General features: G+C 52.7%; 15 protein-coding genes. 14 read left to right on the top strand and 1 reads right to left on the bottom strand.

All coding sequences use genetic code 11. The features are described 5' to 3' along the window. Positions 1 to 340: 340 nt before the first annotated feature. The 3 genes from udk (at position 341) to asmA (ending at position 3,528) form a co-directional block, all read left to right on the top strand. A complete protein-coding gene (udk, locus tag AM379_RS23900; protein ID WP_020883256.1) occupies positions 341 to 982 on the top strand; it encodes a uridine kinase in 642 nt (213 codons plus the stop codon). 91 nt (positions 983 to 1,073) lie between these two features. Further along, positions 1,074 to 1,655 (top strand): dCTP deaminase, encoded by a 582-nt coding sequence (gene dcd / locus AM379_RS23895; RefSeq protein WP_020883257.1) that lies wholly within the window; start codon positions 1,074 to 1,076, stop codon positions 1,653 to 1,655. A 22-nt stretch (positions 1,656 to 1,677) separates the two neighbouring features. Next, positions 1,678 to 3,528, top strand: a complete 1,851-nt coding sequence (gene asmA / locus AM379_RS23890; protein ID WP_025203682.1) for an outer membrane assembly protein AsmA — start codon at positions 1,678 to 1,680, stop codon at positions 3,526 to 3,528. Positions 3,529 to 3,574: 46 nt separating this feature from the next. Here asmA and AM379_RS23885 read toward each other — a convergent pair whose 3' ends face one another. Continuing rightward, positions 3,575 to 5,158, bottom strand: a complete 1,584-nt coding sequence (locus tag AM379_RS23885; RefSeq protein WP_020883259.1) for a TerC family protein — start codon at positions 5,156 to 5,158, stop codon at positions 3,575 to 3,577. Positions 5,159 to 5,849: 691 nt separating this feature from the next. On the opposite strand from AM379_RS23885, the gene AM379_RS23880 reads away from it, so the two are divergent. From AM379_RS23880 to fcl, 11 genes are read left to right on the top strand one after another with little or no spacing between them, the layout of a single operon-like run. Next, on the top strand, positions 5,850 to 6,989 hold the full coding sequence (locus AM379_RS23880; protein ID WP_014170829.1) for a polysaccharide export protein: 1,140 nt from the start codon (positions 5,850 to 5,852) through the stop codon (positions 6,987 to 6,989). A 6-nt stretch (positions 6,990 to 6,995) separates the two neighbouring features. Continuing rightward, positions 6,996 to 7,439: a low molecular weight protein-tyrosine-phosphatase Wzb gene (wzb, locus tag AM379_RS23875; RefSeq protein WP_014170828.1), complete on the top strand. Its 444-nt coding sequence runs from the start codon at positions 6,996 to 6,998 to the stop codon at positions 7,437 to 7,439. A 2-nt stretch (positions 7,440 to 7,441) separates the two neighbouring features. Next, positions 7,442 to 9,604: a tyrosine-protein kinase Wzc gene (wzc, locus tag AM379_RS23870; RefSeq protein ID WP_032680628.1), complete on the top strand. Its 2,163-nt coding sequence runs from the start codon at positions 7,442 to 7,444 to the stop codon at positions 9,602 to 9,604. A 22-nt stretch (positions 9,605 to 9,626) separates the two neighbouring features. Further along, entirely contained in the window at positions 9,627 to 10,469 is an 843-nt protein-coding gene (gene wcaA / locus AM379_RS23865; RefSeq protein WP_014170826.1) for a colanic acid biosynthesis glycosyltransferase WcaA, read from the top strand. Further along, positions 10,469 to 10,960 carry a colanic acid biosynthesis acetyltransferase WcaB gene (wcaB, locus tag AM379_RS23860; protein ID WP_014170825.1) on the top strand — a complete coding sequence of 164 codons (492 nt, stop codon included), beginning with the start codon at positions 10,469 to 10,471 and terminating at the stop codon, positions 10,958 to 10,960. The genes wcaA and wcaB overlap by 1 nt, the downstream gene beginning before the upstream one ends. Next, positions 10,957 to 12,174: a colanic acid biosynthesis glycosyltransferase WcaC gene (gene wcaC / locus AM379_RS23855; protein WP_014170823.1), complete on the top strand. Its 1,218-nt coding sequence runs from the start codon at positions 10,957 to 10,959 to the stop codon at positions 12,172 to 12,174. The genes wcaB and wcaC overlap by 4 nt, the downstream gene beginning before the upstream one ends. Then, on the top strand, positions 12,149 to 13,369 hold the full coding sequence (wcaD, locus tag AM379_RS23850) for a colanic acid polymerase WcaD (protein WP_020883262.1): 1,221 nt from the start codon (positions 12,149 to 12,151) through the stop codon (positions 13,367 to 13,369). The genes wcaC and wcaD overlap by 26 nt, the downstream gene beginning before the upstream one ends. 16 nt (positions 13,370 to 13,385) lie before the next feature. Next, a complete protein-coding gene (wcaE, locus tag AM379_RS23845) occupies positions 13,386 to 14,132 on the top strand; it encodes a colanic acid biosynthesis glycosyltransferase WcaE (protein WP_014170821.1) in 747 nt (248 codons plus the stop codon). Between the two features lie 15 nt (positions 14,133 to 14,147). Beyond that, entirely contained in the window at positions 14,148 to 14,696 is a 549-nt protein-coding gene (wcaF, locus tag AM379_RS23840) for a colanic acid biosynthesis acetyltransferase WcaF (protein WP_020883264.1), read from the top strand. Between the two features lie 24 nt (positions 14,697 to 14,720). Next, the gene (gene gmd, locus AM379_RS23835; protein ID WP_014170819.1) at positions 14,721 to 15,842 is read left to right on the top strand and encodes a GDP-mannose 4,6-dehydratase; all 1,122 of its coding nucleotides are present in this window, start codon (positions 14,721 to 14,723) and stop codon (positions 15,840 to 15,842) included. A 2-nt stretch (positions 15,843 to 15,844) separates the two neighbouring features. After that, positions 15,845 to 16,810 (top strand): GDP-L-fucose synthase, encoded by a 966-nt coding sequence (gene fcl / locus AM379_RS23830; RefSeq protein WP_014170818.1) that lies wholly within the window; start codon positions 15,845 to 15,847, stop codon positions 16,808 to 16,810. Positions 16,811 to 16,812 lie beyond the last annotated feature (2 nt).

Here is a 16,812-nt window from a genome sequence, read left to right as displayed (position 1 = left end):
CGCTTTATCCAGAGACGCCATGCCGTCAGGAGAGAAATCCGGACGAGTGAATTTGATAATTTGGTTTATGCTAGTACAAACAATTTACAATTCATATGGCGACTGCTCATAATTTGACATCATAGACTTATTAAATAGTTACTCAGTAAAAAATCCCCGACAAACGCTGAAAAAACGTGCGTTTAAATTTCACAAAGGGATCATTTCGTCGCTTTTCACCCTGTCTCGCAGAACCTGCGCTTTCGACTGGTATCATGCCCGCGAAATCCCTATAATTGCCGCGTTTGACGCTCCGGCGTCGTCCTTCCTTAACATCCAGGTTAATCAGGTCGCTAAATTTATGACTGATAAGTCTCATCAGTGCGTCATTATAGGCATCGCCGGCGCATCGGCTTCAGGTAAAAGTCTTATTGCCAGTACGCTTTACCGCGAACTGCGTGAACAAGTTGGTGATGAGCATATCGGCGTCATTCCCGAAGACAGCTATTACAAAGATCAATCCCATCTGTCGATGGAAGAACGCGTAAAAACTAACTATGACCATCCTAATGCGATGGATCACAGCTTACTGTTCCAGCATTTAGAAGCACTTAAAAGCGGCCAGGCAATAGAACTTCCCGTCTATAGTTATGTAGAACATACCCGTACGCAGGAAACGATCCGTATCGAACCGAAGAAGGTCATTATTCTTGAAGGTATTTTGCTTCTGACCGACTCCCGTCTGCGTGAATCAATGAACTTCTCGATTTTCGTCGATACGCCGCTGGATATCTGCCTGATGCGCCGCATTAAGCGTGACGTCAATGAGCGTGGACGTTCGATGGACTCCGTGATGGCGCAATACCAGAAAACTGTCCGCCCGATGTTCCTGCAATTCATTGAACCATCCAAGCAATACGCCGATATCATCGTGCCTCGTGGCGGTAAAAACCGCATAGCCATTGATATCTTAAAAGCGAAAATCAGCCAGTTTTTTGAATAAGCCGCGCGAATTGTGTACCGTTCAGGGATAACCTGGTTTTGCCCTGAGTCTTTATGGCTTCAGGGTACGATGCATGAAAGGAGAAAGTGCGATGCGTCTTTGTGATCGCGATATTGAAGCCTGGCTGGATGAAGGCCGTCTGTCTATTACACCACGTCCACCCGTGGAGCGTATCAATGGTGTGACTGTTGATGTGCGCCTGGGAAATAAATTCCGCACCTTTAGCGGCCATACCGCACCGTTCATCGACCTTAGCGGGCCGAAGGATGAAGTCAGCGCCGCGCTTGATCGCGTGATGAGTGATGAAATCGTTATTGACGAGGGCGAAGCCTTTTATCTGCATCCGGGTGAACTGGCGCTGGCGGTGACCTATGAGTCCGTGACGCTGCCTGCGGACCTGGTCGGCTGGCTCGATGGCCGTTCTTCTCTGGCGCGACTGGGGCTGATGGTTCACGTGACCGCGCACCGTATTGATCCAGGCTGGTCGGGCCGTATCGTGCTCGAGTTCTTCAATGCCGGTAAACTGCCTCTGGCACTGCGTCCCGGGATGATGATCGGTGCGCTGAGTTTTGAACCGCTAACCGGTCCGGCAGATCGTCCTTATAACCGCCGTCAGGACGCTAAATATCGCGACCAGCAGGGTGCGGTCGCGAGCCGTATTGATAAAGACTGATCGTTAGTCCACTGAGGATGCTATGAGAAGAGTTCTGACAACGCTGATGATTTTGCTGGTGGTTCTGGTTGCTGGCCTTTCGGCGTTAGTCCTGCTTGTTAACCCTAATGATTTCCGTGCTTACATGGTGCGGCAGGTCGAAGCGCGTAGTGGTTATCAACTGAAGCTTGATGGGCCGCTGCGCTGGCACGTCTGGCCGCAACTCAGCATTCTCTCAGGCCGCATGTCGTTAACCGCGCCGGGTGCCTCCCAGCCGCTGGTCTCTGCCGATAACATGCGTCTTGATGTGGCGTTGATCCCGCTCTTTTCACACCAGTTGCAGGTCGACCAGGTGATGCTGAAAGGGGCGGTGATTCAGCTGACGCCGCAAACTGAAGCCGTGCGTGACTCGGATGCACCGGTCGCCCCGCGGGAAAATACGCTGCCCGACGAGCCGACGGATACGGGCTGGTCATTTGATATAGCCAAACTGAAAGTCGCCGACAGCGTGCTGGTTTTCCAGCATGAGTCCGACGAGCAGGTAACCGTCCGTAACATCAACCTGAAGATGGAGCAGGACGCCCATCATATTGCCTCGCTGGAGTTTAGCGGAAGGCTGAACCGCGATCAGCGCGATCTGAATCTGTCGCTGAACGCCAACGTGAATGCCTCGGATTACCCCCATCAGCTCACGGCGGATATTCAGCAACTGAACTGGCAACTGATGGGAGCCGATCTTCCTGCCCAGGGGATCACCGGTCAGGGAACGCTGCAGGCCGTGTGGCGCGAAGAGCAAAAACAGCTTGAGCTGGATAACCTCAATCTGCAGGCGAACGACAGCAGTCTGACAGGGCAGGCGAGCGTCACGCTTGAGGAGAAGCCGAAGTGGGTAATGAATCTGCAGTTTGATAAGCTCAATCTGGAGAACTTACTTCCGCCTCAGCCAGCAGGTGCAACCGACGGTAACGCTGCTCAGAATGGGCAAAGCCAGCCGTCCAAGCCGCGTCCGGTCATCTCCTCGAGTCTTGATCAGCCAGACTATAACGGTCTGCGCGGATTCACGGCCGATATCTTACTGAAAGCTAACAGCCTGCGCTGGCGCGGTATCGATTTTACCGACGTGAGCAGCCAGATGTTTAACCATAACGGTTTGCTGGTGATCTCCGAACTGAGCGGCAAAATGGGCGCCGGACATCTTTCTCTGCCGGGCACGCTGGACGTGCGTAAAGAGACGGCCAGCGCCGAATTCCAGCCGCGTCTCGACAACGTTGAGATTGGTACCATCCTTAAAGCCTTTAATTACCCGATCTCCTTAACGGGCCAATTGACGCTGGCGGGTGACTTCTCGGGGACGAAGATTGATGCTGAGGCTTTCCGCCGCGAATGGCAGGGGCAGGCCCATCTTGATCTGAAAGATTCCCGTATGGAAGGGCTTAACTTCCAGCAGCTGGTGCAGCAGGCGGTGGAGCGCAGCAGTGATGTCAAAGCCCAGGAAAACTACGACAGCGCAACGCGCCTCGACAGCTTTACCACTGACCTGACGCTGGATAACGGGCAGCTCACCCTCGACGGAATGCAGGGAATCTCTTCACTCCTGTCGTTAACCGGTGAAGGTAAGCTGGATCTGGTGAAAGAGACGGCGGATACCCGATTTAACGTGCGGGTACTTTCCGGCTGGCAGGGTGAAAGTAAACTGATCGACTTCCTTAAAGAGACGCCGGTTCCACTCACTGTCTATGGCAAATGGCAGGCGCTGAATTACAGCCTTCAGGTGGATCAGATCCTGCGCAAACATCTGCAGGACGAAGCGAAACGTCGTCTGAACGACTGGGCGGATCGGAATAAAGATTCACAGTCAGGGAAGGATGTGAAGAAGCTGTTAGATAAGCTTTGATGCCCGAGCGCCCGGTAGCGCACATGCTACCGGGCAAAACAACTCACTAAACCTCATAGTCCAGTTCTTCTTCATCCCGCAGTGGAATGAGCTGCACCTTCTGTACACGGTGGCTCTCAACCTGCAACGTTTTAAGCAGATAGTCGCCCACCTGAACCTCTTCTCCCGGTTGCGGGATACGCTGCAAATATTCCATCAGCAGACCGGCAATAGTGTGGTATTCGCGTTTTTCATCCAGCGGCAGCGGCACATATTGCACCAGGTCTTCCAGCGGCATATGGCCGTTCGCCGTCCACGACCCGTCGGCATTTTTCTGGATGTCGTGGCGCGCATCAATCTCATCCACCTCGTTGGGCAAATTACCGGCGATGGTTTCCATGACGTCGCTGAGCGTGACCAGTCCTTCAACGGAACCGAATTCATCCACCACAAAGGCAAAGTGAGTGCGCGCGTTACGGAACTGCTCAAGGGCAGAAAGCAGCTGCAGTCCTTCAGGGAAGACCAGCGGCTGGCGCACCAGAGCGCGCAGATTGAGTGCTTCACCGTGCAGCTGCTGTTGCAGCAGGTCGATGACGTGCACCACGCCCAGCAACTCCTCTTCCTCTTCACCACCGGTGACAACCACGCGGGTGTGCTGGTTTTTATCCAGCAGGGCGCGAATGTGCTCCTCCGGTGCCGTCAGGTCGATATGCTCGATGTCATGCCGTGATGTCATGATGCTGCTGACCGTCCGCTGATTCAGATTGAGCACCCGCTCAATCATCAGTCGTTCCTGCGGATTAAAGATCAGCCCGTCACTGTGATCGGCAAGCATCGCGGCGGATTCCGCATCCAGTTCTGCATCCTCTTTTTTCCCGCTCAGCAGGCGCATGACCGTGTCGGCCGTGCGTTGACGTAACGTCTGATTTGCTGAGAGGAAGCGGCGACGGTTGAATATCGCCAGCTGGTTCAGCGCTTCAATCATTACTGAGAAACCAATGGCGGCATACAGATAGCCTTTCGGAATGTGGAATCCAAACCCGTCTGCCACCAGGCTAAAGCCAATCATCAGCAGGAAACTCAGGCAGAGAATAACAATGGTCGGGTGGCTGTTAACGAACCGGGTCAGGGCTTTACTTGCCATCACCATCAGCGTAATGGCAATGATCACTGCGGCCATCATCACGGCCAGGTGGTCAACCATCCCGACGGCGGTGATCACCGAGTCCAGTGAGAAGACGGCGTCCAGCACCACGATTTGCGCCACCACAGGCCAGAATTTTGCCCCGCGTCGCTGGGTCGGGTTTTCACTGTCTTTGCCTTCGAGCCGCTCATTAAGTTCAACCGTCGCTTTAAACAGCAGGAACAAGCCACCGAAGAGCATGATCAGGTCACGGGCGCTGAAGCTCAGGCCGTGAACGGAGAACAGAGGCTGTGTCAGCGTGACCAGCCAGGAGATAGAGGCCAGCAGCAGCAACCGCATCACCATCGCCAAAAGCAGGCCCGTTACGCGAGCGCGGTCACGCTGAGAAGGGGGCAGTTTTTCGGCGAGGATGGCGATAAAGACCAGATTATCAATACCGAGCACCAATTCGATGACGACCAGCGTCACCAGTCCGGCCCAGATTGATGGATCGGCAATCCATTCCATAGTAATAGCAATACCTTCTGTTATATGACGAATGTCACACTTCGATCATGGATAAAGCGGCGGGAAATTGCAATGCCGGGCTGAGATTTCTCTTAATAAGGCCGAACAAAAAGAGAGCAATACGCTGGCGCTGTAAATAAGGTAATTACGTATATTTTATTACGCACAGTACATTTTAGGATATATCGCAATTAATGGTTTTTATTGCTACTTTGTCAATATAAAGAAAATCCTAAAAGGTCAAAACTTTGCTCTTAATATTAATCTTAAAAACAGTTATTAGGACAGTTGTCTCCTTGCCTGCTATTAGGTTAGCTGCAACAATTCCTCCAGCATCAAATGTTAAATCTCCTTGTTGCTATTATTGTTTCGGTCTTCAGGAATGGTTATTGATTATCCGTCGGGCGTTTTGCGGCTGATATATTTCCAGAAGACCTTGTTCAAGAGGGTGTCTATCCATAACACATTGTTTAGTCAGTGGATTGGTAACTGAAAGCCAAGGGCGGTAGCGTGCCTGAAAGCGTGTGAATCAGCCTCGATTATTCTGTCAATAGCCAATGGATGAATAAGCTTTTTTTAGGACTGATGCCAGTTATATTTCTATTTGATTAACTGCATGCTGAAACCCAATACGACCCGGCTTATTTTAAATTGCACAGGATAATTACTCTGCCAAAGTGATAAATAATCAATGATGAAATCCAAAATGAAATTGATGCCATTATTGGTGTCTGTGACCTTGATGAGTGGTTGTACGGTCTTTCCCGGCAGCAATATGTCAACAATGGGTAAGGACGTGATCAAGCAGCAGGATGCCGATTTTGATCTCGACAAAATGGTGAATGTTTATCCACTCACGCCACGTCTGGTCGAACAATTACGCCCACGTCCGAATGTTGCTCAGCCGAATATGTCTCTGGATCAGGAGATTGCCTCCTACCAGTACCGCGTGGGGCCGGGTGATGTCATCAACGTCACCGTCTGGGACCACCCTGAACTGACCACACCAGCGGGCCAGTACCGTAGCTCAAGCGACACCGGTAACTGGGTACAGTCAGACGGCACCATGTTCTATCCCTATATTGGCAAGGTACACGTTGCCGGGAAAACGCTCGCCGAAATCCGCAGTGATATTACCGGCCGCTTAGCGCAGTACATCGCCGATCCGCAGGTGGACGTTAATATCGCCGCATTCCGCTCGCAAAAAGCCTATATCTCCGGACAGGTGAATAAATCCGGCCAACAGGCCATCACCAACGTACCGCTGACCGTTCTGGATGCCATTAACGCCGCCGGCGGTTTAACCGACGGTGCCGACTGGCGCAACGTGGTTCTGACGCACAACGGCAAAGAGCAGCGCATTTCGCTGCAGGCGCTGATGCAAAACGGTGACCTGACTCAGAACCGTCTGCTCTATCCGGGCGACATTCTCTACGTACCGCGCAATGACGATCTGAAAGTGTTCGTGATGGGCGAAGTTAAGAAACAGAGCACCCTCAAAATGGACTTCAGCGGCATGACCCTGACCGAAGCGCTGGGTAATGCAGAGGGTATTGATCTGACCACCTCCAACGCCACCGGTATCTTCGTGATCCGTCCGCTGAAAGGTGAGGGCAGTGCGAAAGGCAAGATTGCCAACATCTACCAGCTGGATATGTCCGATGCGACGTCTCTGGTGATGGCAACGGAGTTCCGTCTCCAGCCATACGATGTGGTGTATGTCACCACCGCACCGGTTGCCCGCTGGAACCGTCTGATCAACCAGTTGCTGCCAACCATCAGTGGCGTTCGCTACATGACGGATACGGCGCGCGACATTCATACCTGGTAATCCGCGATGTTTAACAAAATTCTGGTGGTATGCGTGGGGAACATTTGCCGTTCCCCCACGGCTGAACGGCTGCTGAAACTCTACCAGCCCGAACTGACCGTTGAATCCGCAGGGCTGGGTGCGCTGGTCGGTAAAGGTGCCGATGAGCGCGCAACGAGCGTGGCCCGCGATCATAACCTTTCTCTCGACGGGCACATCGCCCGTCAGGTCACCGGCCGTATGTGCCGGGAGTATGACCTGATCCTGACGATGGAAAAACGCCATATCCATGCGCTGTGTGATATCGCACCGGAGATGCGCGGCAAGGTGATGCTGTTTGGTCACTGGGACAATGAACGCGAAATCCCCGATCCATATCGCAAAAGCCATGAGGCCTTCGAGGCGGTATACACCTTACTTGACCAGTCTGCCCGTCAGTGGGCGCAGGCACTGAAAGCTCAGCAGGGATAACAATGACAGAAAAAACAAAACCTTCTGCCGCCCCGACTTCGGGCAGTGATGAAATCGATATTGGTCGCCTGGTCGGCACCGTCGTAGAGGCAAAGTGGTGGGTGCTTGGGATCACCGCCGTGTTTGCCGCGGCGGCCGTCGTCTATACGCTGTTTGCGACGCCAATCTACAGTGCCGATGCGCTGGTGCAGATTGAGCAGAATACCGGTAACTCGCTGGTGCAGGACATTGGCTCCGCACTGGCGAACAAACCGCCGGCCTCCGATGCGGAAATTCAGCTGATCCAGTCGCGCCTGGTTCTGGGTAAAACCGTTCACGACCTCGGCCTTGATATCTCCGTCACCAAAAATACCTTCCCGATCTTTGGTGCCGGCTGGGACCGTCTGATGGGACGCAGCAACGACACGGTCAAAGTGACTGATTTTGTGCTGCCAAAAGGAAGCGCGGATCAGACCTTTACCCTGACGGTGTTAGGCCCGAAACAGTACCAGTTGACCAGCGATGCGGGCTTTAGCGCGCGCGGTGAAGTGGGGCAGATGCTGACGAAAGAGGGTGTCAGCATGATGGTCAGCGCGATCCACGCCCAGGAGGGCGGTGAATTTACCGTGACCAAATTCTCCACGCTGGGAATGATTAACAATCTGCAGAACAACCTGACCGTCACCGAAAACGGCAAGGACACCGGTGTCCTGAGCATGACCTTTACCGGTGAAGATAAGGATCAGATCCGCGACATCCTCAACAGCATCACCCGCAACTATCTTGAGCAGAACGTTGAGCGTAAATCGGCTGAAGCGGCGAAAAGCCTGGCATTCCTCGCTAAACAGCTTCCGGAAGTCCGCGCTCGTCTGGATGATGCCGAGAACAAGCTGAACGCCTATCGTCAGGATAAAGACTCTGTCGACCTGCCGCTGGAAGCGAAATCCGTTCTCGACTCGATGGTTAACATTGATGCGCAGCTTAACGAGCTGACCTTCAAAGAAGCGGAGATTTCCAAGCTTTATACCAAGCGTCACCCGGCCTACCGTACGCTGCTTGAGAAACGCCGCACGCTGGAAGAAGAGAAGGCGAAACTCAACGACCGCGTCACTGCGATGCCTAAAACGCAGCAGGAAATCGTACGTCTGACCCGCGATGTGGAATCCGGACAGCAGGTGTACATGCAGCTGCTGAATAAACAGCAGGAGCTGAAAATCACCGAAGCCAGTACCGTTGGTGATGTGCGCATCGTTGACCCGGCCATCACCCAGCCTGGGGTGTTGAAGCCGAAGAAAGCCCTCATCATTCTCGGCAGCATTATTCTGGGTCTTATCCTCTCCATCGTTGGCGTGCTGCTTCGCTCGCTGTTCAACCGTGGAATCGAAAGCCCGCAGGCACTGGAAGAGAGCGGTATCAACGTCTACGCCAGCATCCCGCTGTCGGAGTGGCAAAAATCGCGTGACAGCGTCAAAACCACCAAAGGCGTTAAGCGTTACAAACAAAGCCAGCTGCTGGCCGTGGGTAACCCAACCGATCTGGCCATCGAAGCGATTCGTAGTCTGCGTACCAGTCTGCACTTCGCCATGATGCAGGCCAAAAACAACGTCCTGATGCTGACCGGTGTCAGCCCGTCAATTGGTAAGACCTTTGTTTGTGCCAACCTGGCGGCGGTGGTGAGCCAGACCAATAAACGGGTGCTGCTGATCGACTGTGATATGCGTAAGGGCTATACCCACGAACTGCTGGGTACCAATAACGTCAACGGGCTGTCGGAAATCCTGCTGGGCAAAGGTGAGATTAGCCAGAGTGCAAAACCGACGACGGTGCCGAAGTTTGACCTTATTCCGCGTGGTCAGGTGCCGCCGAATCCATCAGAGCTGCTGATGAGTGAACGTTTTAGCGAGCTGGTGGAGTGGGCGAGCAAAAACTATGACCTGGTGTTGATTGATACCCCACCGATTCTGGCGGTGACCGATGCCGCCATTGTGGGCCGCCATGCCGGCACCACGCTGATGGTGGCGCGTTACGCGGTGAACACGCTGAAGGAAGTGGAAACCAGCCTGAGCCGCTTCGAGCAAAACGGAATTGAAGTGAAAGGGGTGATCCTGAACTCCATCTTCCGTCGTGCGACCGGTTACCAGGATTACGGTTACTACGAGTACGAATACAAGTCTGACAGTCACTAATCGTTAGCTTTCGGGGAAGACCATGACTACACAACGCCCTTTAGTTTCTATTTATATGCCGACATGGAATCGTCAGCAGCTGGCGATCCGCGCAATAAAATCTGTGCTGCGACAGGATTACGATAACTGGGAACTGATCATCGTTGATGACTGTTCTTCCTCGTACGAACAGCTGCAAAAGTTTGTGACTGACCTTAACGACCCGCGCGTGGTTTACACGCACAACGAGATTAACTCCGGTGCGTGCGCGGTGCGTAACCAGGCGATTATGCAGGCTAAAGGCCAGTATCTGACCGGCATCGACGACGATGACGAATGGACGCCGAACCGTCTGTCGATCTTCCTGTCGCACAAAGCACAGCTGGTGACGCATGCGTTTTTGTATGCCAACGACTATGTCTGTCAGGGTGAAGTTTACTCGCAGCCTGCCAGCCTGCCGTTGTATCCGAAATCGCCTTACTCACGCCGCCTGTTCTATAAACGCAACATCATCGGTAATCAGGTCTTTACCTGGGCGTGGCGCTTTAAGGAGTGCCTGTTCGATACCGAGCTGAAGGCTGCGCAGGATTACGACATCTTCCTGCGCATGGTGATGGAGTATGGCGAGCCGTGGAAGGTGGAAGAGGCGACGCAGATCCTGCATATCAATCACGGGGAGATGCAAATCACCTCGTCGCCGAAGAAATTCTCTGGTTACTTCCACTTTTACCGCAAGCACAAGGACAAGTTCGACCGTGCCAGCCGGAAGTATCAGCTGTTTACCCTCTATCAGATCCGCAATAAGCGCATGAACTGGCGCACGCTGCTCACGTTGTTGTCCGTGCGTAACGGCAAGCGTCTGGCTGATGGACTTCGGGGGAAATAATGTTTCTGGAAGATTGCCGCGCTAACAGCTGGAGCCTGCGCCCGTGCTGCATGGTTCTGGCGTACCGCATCGCGCATTTTTGCTCGGTGTGGCGCAAGAAAAATGTTTTAAACAATCTCTGGGCAGCACCGGTGCTGGTGCTGTACCGCATCATTACTGAATGTTTTTTTGGTTATGAAATTCAGGCCGCTGCCACCATTGGTCGCCGTTTTACCATTCATCACGGTTATGCCGTGGTGATCAACAAATTCGTTGTAGCCGGTGATGATTTCACTATTCGCCACGCGGTCACCATCGGTAACCGTGGGCCCGACAGCCTGGCCTGCCCGGTGATTGGCAATAACGTCGAGCTGGGCGCGAACGTGGTCATCATTGGCGACATCACGATTGGTAACAACGTCACGATAGGCGCAGGCAGCGTGGTGCTGGACAGTATTCCGGATAACGCGCTGGTGGTGGGTGAGAAAGCCCGCGTGAAGGTGATCAAATGAACATTCTGCAATTTAACGTCCGTCTCGCAGAGGGCGGGGCGGCCGGTGTGGCGCTGGATCTTCACCAGCGCGCGCTGCAAAAAGGACTTCAGTCTCGTTTTATTTACGGTTATGGCAAAGGCGGTAAGAAAAGCGTCAGCCACGATAACTACCCGCAGGTACATAAGCACACGCCGCGCCTGACTTCCGTGGCCAACATTGCCTTGTTCCGCCTGTTTAATCGCGATCTGTTTGGCAATCTTAATACCCTTTATCGCACCGTGACGCGCTCCCAGGGGCCGGTTGTGCTGCATTTCCACGTGCTTCACAGCTACTGGCTGAATCTGGAAGAGGTGGTGGCGTTTTGCCAGAAGGTGCAGGCCCACAAACCGGATACCCGCTTCGTCTGGACGCTGCACGATCACTGGAGCGTGACCGGTCGCTGCGCCTTTACCGACGGGTGTGAAGGCTGGAAAAGCAACTGCCAGAAGTGCCCGACGCTGAGCAACTATCCGCCGGTGAAAGTGGATCGTGCCCATCAGCTGGTGGCCGGAAAGCGCCAGCTGTTCCGCGACATGCTCTCGCTCGGCTGTACGTTTATCTCCCCAAGCCAGCACGTGGCCGATGCCTTTAACAGTCTGTATGGGGCAGGGCGCTGTCAGATCATCAATAACGGTATCGACGTGGCGACGGAAGCGATTCTGGCCGAACTTACCCCGGTTGCAGAAACCCCGGGTAAACCAAAAATCGCTATCGTTGCGCATGACCTGCGTTACGACGGCAAAACCAATCAGCAGCTGGTGCGCGACATGATGGCGCTGGGTGACAAGATTGAACTGCACACCTTCGGCAAGTTCTCGCCGTTCGAAGGGGCTAACGTGGTGAATCACGGGTTTGAAACCGATAAGCGCAAACTGATGAGCGCCCTCAATGGGATGGATGCGCTGGTATTCAGTTCGCGCGTGGATAACTACCCGCTGATCCTGTGCGAAGCGCTCTCCATCGGTGTGCCGGTGATTGCCACCCACAGCGATGCGGCACGTGAAGTGCTGGAAAAATCGGGCGGGACCACGTTTGCGGAGCATGAGGTGCTGCCTTTGGTGCAACTGCCGAAGGCGCAGATCGCGCAGGCCGTTTTTGGCACCGACCTGGAATCGTTCCGCAACCGCAGCCGCAAGGCCTACAGTGGACAACAGATGCTGGAGGAATATGTCTCGTTCTATCAGAGTCTGTAGTTATCTGCTGCTGCCGCTGATTTACCTGCTGGTCAACGTCAAAATTGCCCAGCTTGGCGAAAGCTTCCCGATAACCATAGTGACCTTCTTGCCCGTTCTGCTTCTGCTGTATGTCGACAAAATCAACCTCAAGAAGCTGATGATGGCCTTAGGGCTGGGCGTGGGTCTGACGCTATTTAACTACATCTTTGGTCAGTCTCTGGATGCCAGTAAATACGTCACCTCCACCATGCTGTTTGTTTATATCGTCATTATTATTGGCATGGTCTGGAGTATTCGCTTCAAGGTTATTTCGCCACACAATTATCGGAAAATCCTTAGGTTCTTTTATATTGCCGTTGCGTTAATTGTTATGCTTGCCGCACTGGAAATGGCGCAAATTATTTTGACCGGTGGCAGTAGCCTGATGGAGATAATTTCGAAATATCTCATTTACAGTAACAGCTATGTATTGAACTTCATCAAGTTTGGCGGAAAGCGTACGACAGCCCTCTATTTTGAACCGGCGTTTTTTGCTTTGGCACTAATCTCAATTTGGCTCAGCATCAAACAGTTTGGTATCAAAACCCCTAAGACCGATGCTATGATTCTTGCAGGAATTGTTCTGTCAGGATCGTTCTCAGGGGTAATGACATTTATCCTGTTTTACCTGCTGGAGTGGGCATTCCAGTACCTGAACAAAGATGCGATTAAGAAAAAACTGCCGCTGGCGATTATCTCTCTGACAGTATTTATGGTTGGCGTGATATTTGCCTTCCCATACATCTCAGAACGTCTGGGAGATTTGGGAACCGAAGGCTCGTCATCCTATTATCGTATCATTGGTCCGCTGGTGATGGTGGGTTATTCCTTAACCCATATCGATGGTGTAGTAAGATTCGGCTCACTTTACGAATATGTTGCATCATTCGGAATCTTTAACGGTGCGGATGTCGGTAAAACCATAGACAATGGCCTGTATCTGTTAATTATCTATTTTTCGTGGTTCGCCGTACTGTTGACACTGTGGTATCTGTTTAAAGTTTTCAAAATGATGATTAACGCGTTTGGTGATAACCAGAACTTTCGCGTGCAGCTTTATCTGTTTACACCGGTGTCGTTGTTTTTTACCGGGTCAATATTTAGCCCGGAATATGCTTTCTTGATTGTCTGTCCGTTTATTCTGCGCAAAGCGCTTAATATTACGAACGTATGACGAAATGAGGTGATTTATGTTTCTTAGCGTCATTACTGTCGCTTTTCGTAATTACGAAGGGGTGGTAAAAACCTGGCGCTCGCTGCGCAACCTGGCGCGCGATCCAAGCCTCACCTTTGAGTGGATTGTGGTCGATGGCGGCTCGAACGATGGTACGGCGGAGTTTCTGGAAAAACTCAACGGTGAGTTCAACTTACGTTTCATCAGCGAGAAAGATAAAGGCATCTACGATGCGATGAATAAAGGCATCGACATGGCGCAGGGCCGTTATGCCATCTTCCTGAATTCCGGTGACGTATTCCATGAGGATGTGGCGTTATTTGCCCGTCAGCTGGCGCGCCAGAAAGAGGATGCGATGTACATTGGCGACGCGCTGCTCGATTTTGGCGATGGCCATAAAGTTTGCCGCAGTGCGAAACCCGGCTGGTATATCTACCACAGTTTGCCTGCCAGCCATCAGGCCATTTTCTTTCCGGTAAAAGGTCTGAAAAAACAGCCTTACGATCTGCAGTATAAAGTTTCTTCAGATTATGCGCTGACCGCCAGCCTGTATAAATCAGGTTACCCGTTCCGTCGAATTAAAGGGCTGGTATCTGAATTTTCAATGGGCGGTGTGTCAACGTCTAATAATCTGGAACTGTGCCAGGATGCCAGAAATGTGCAGCGTAAAATATTAGGCGTGCCGGGGTTCTGGGCGGAATTATCTTATTTATTACGTCTGCGTACCACCGGTAAAACGAAAACCTTATATAACAAAGCCTGAATATAAGGAAACGTAATGCAGGATCTTAAAGGTTTCTCCGTGCCGAAAGGCTTTCGGGGCGGGAGCGGTATTAAAGTGCAGTTGTGGTGGGCCGTACAGGCCACCTTATTTGCCTGGTCACCGCAAATACTGTACCGCTGGCGAGCTTTTTTATTGCGTCTGTTTGGCGCAAAAATAGGAAAAAACGTAGTCATTCGCCCGTCGGTAAAAATTACCTACCCGTGGAAATTAACGCTTGGGGATTATGCGTGGGTAGGGGATGACGCGGTGTTATATACCCTTGGCGATATTACGATTGGCGCAAATTCAGTGGTTTCACAGAAGTGTTATTTGTGCACCGGCAGTCACGATTTTATGAGTCAGCATTTTGATATTACCGCCACTCCGATTGTGATTGGCGAAAAATGCTGGCTGGCGACAGATGTTTTTGTTGCACCTGGTGTTTCTGTTGGCGATGGCACGGTAGTCGGTGCCCGCAGCAGCGTTTTTAAATCGCTACCGGCAAATAAAATTTGCCGTGGCAACCCCGCAGTGGTGATACGCGAACGCGTTGAAACTGATTAAATTCATAAGTAGAGGAATATAAACATGTCTAAAGTCGCTCTCATCACCGGCGTTACCGGACAGGATGGTTCTTACCTGGCAGAACTGCTGCTGGAAAAAGGTTATGAAGTACACGGTATTAAGCGTCGTGCTTCTTCATTCAACACCGAACGTGTGGATCACATTTACCAGGATCCTCATGCGGCGAACCCGAAATTCCATCTGCACTACGGCGACCTGACCGATACTTCCAACCTGACCCGTATTCTGCAGGAAGTGCAGCCGGATGAAGTGTACAACCTGGGCGCGATGAGCCACGTTGCGGTCTCCTTTGAATCTCCGGAATACACCGCTGACGTTGACGCAATGGGTACGCTGCGTCTGCTGGAAGCGATTCGCTTCCTCGGCCTTGAGAAGAAAACCCGTTTCTACCAGGCATCCACCTCTGAGCTGTACGGTCTGGTGCAGGAAATTCCTCAGAAAGAGACGACCCCGTTCTATCCACGTTCTCCGTACGCCGTGGCGAAACTGTACGCGTACTGGATCACCGTGAACTACCGTGAATCCTACGGCATGTATGCCTGTAACGGCATTCTGTTCAACCACGAATCCCCACGTCGTGGTGAAACTTTCGTTACCCGTAAAATCACCCGCGCTATCGCTAACATCGCACAGGGTCTGGAATCTTGCCTGCACCTCGGCAACATGGATTCCCTGCGTGACTGGGGCCATGCCAAAGACTACGTAAAAATGCAGTGGATGATGCTGCAGCAGGAAAAACCAGAAGACTTCGTTATCGCAACCGGCGTGCAGTACTCCGTACGTCAGTTCGTTGAGATGGCTGCCGCTCAGCTGGGTATCAAACTGCGCTTCGAAGGTACCGGCGTGGAAGAGAAAGGCATCGTGGTTTCCGTAACGGGCCATGACGCACCGGGCGTGAAACCGGGCGACGTGATTGTACAGGTTGACCCACGTTACTTCCGTCCTGCTGAAGTGGAAACCCTGCTGGGCGACCCAACCAAAGCACACGAAACACTGGGCTGGAAACCAGAAACGACTCTGCAGGAGATGGTTTCCGAGATGGTTGCCAAAGATCTTGAAGCAGCGAAAAAACACTCCCTGCTCAAGTCACATGGCTACGAGGTTGCCATCGCGCTGGAGTCCTGAGAATGACAAAACAACGTATTTTTGTCGCGGGTCATCGCGGAATGGTGGGTTCCGCGATTGTTCGCCAGCTTGAACAGCGCGGTGATGTCGATGTGATTGTCCGTACCCGTGACGAGCTGAACCTGCTCGACAGCAAAGCGGTACAGGACTTCTTCGCCAGTGAACGTATTGACCAGGTGTATCTGGCGGCGGCGAAAGTGGGCGGCATTGTTGCCAACAACACGTATCCGGCGGATTTCATCTACGAGAACATGATGATTGAGAGCAACATCATTCACGCAGCGCATCTGCACAACGTGAATAAGCTGTTGTTCCTCGGCTCATCCTGTATCTACCCGAAAATGGCGAAGCAGCCGATCGCCGAGAGCGAACTGCTGCAGGGTACGCTGGAAGCAACCAACGAGCCGTATGCGATTGCCAAGATTGCCGGGATCAAGCTGTGCGAATCCTACAACCGTCAGTATAACCGCGACTATCGTTCGGTGATGCCGACCAACCTGTACGGACCGCATGACAACTTCCACCCGAGCAATTCGCACGTGATCCCGGCGCTGCTGCGTCGTTTCCACGAGGCAACGGCCGAAAATGCACCGGATGTGGTGGTGTGGGGCAGCGGTACGCCAATGCGTGAATTCCTGCATGTGGATGATATGGCGGCTGCCAGCATCCACGTAATGGAGCTGGATCGTGAGGTGTGGCAGGAAAACACCGAACCGATGCTGTCGCACATTAACGTCGGTACTGGCGTGGATTGCACCATTCGTGAGCTGGCGCAAACCATCGCGCAGGTGGTGGGTTACAAAGGCCGCGTGGTCTTTGACGCCACCAAACCGGACGGCACGCCGCGCAAACTGCTGGACGTGACCCGTCTGCATCAGCTGGGCTGGTATCACGAGGTATCACTGGAGCAGGGGCTGGCAAGCACCTACCAGTGGTTCCTTGAAAACCAGCACCGCTTCCGGGGGTAATG

The organism is Enterobacter cloacae complex sp. FDA-CDC-AR_0132 (assembly GCF_003010695.1).
GTDB classification, from domain to species: Bacteria; Pseudomonadota; Gammaproteobacteria; order Enterobacterales; family Enterobacteriaceae; genus Enterobacter; species Enterobacter ludwigii.
Note: the sequence above shows the minus strand (reverse complement) of the source record. Positions and strands in the feature narration are given on the sequence as shown.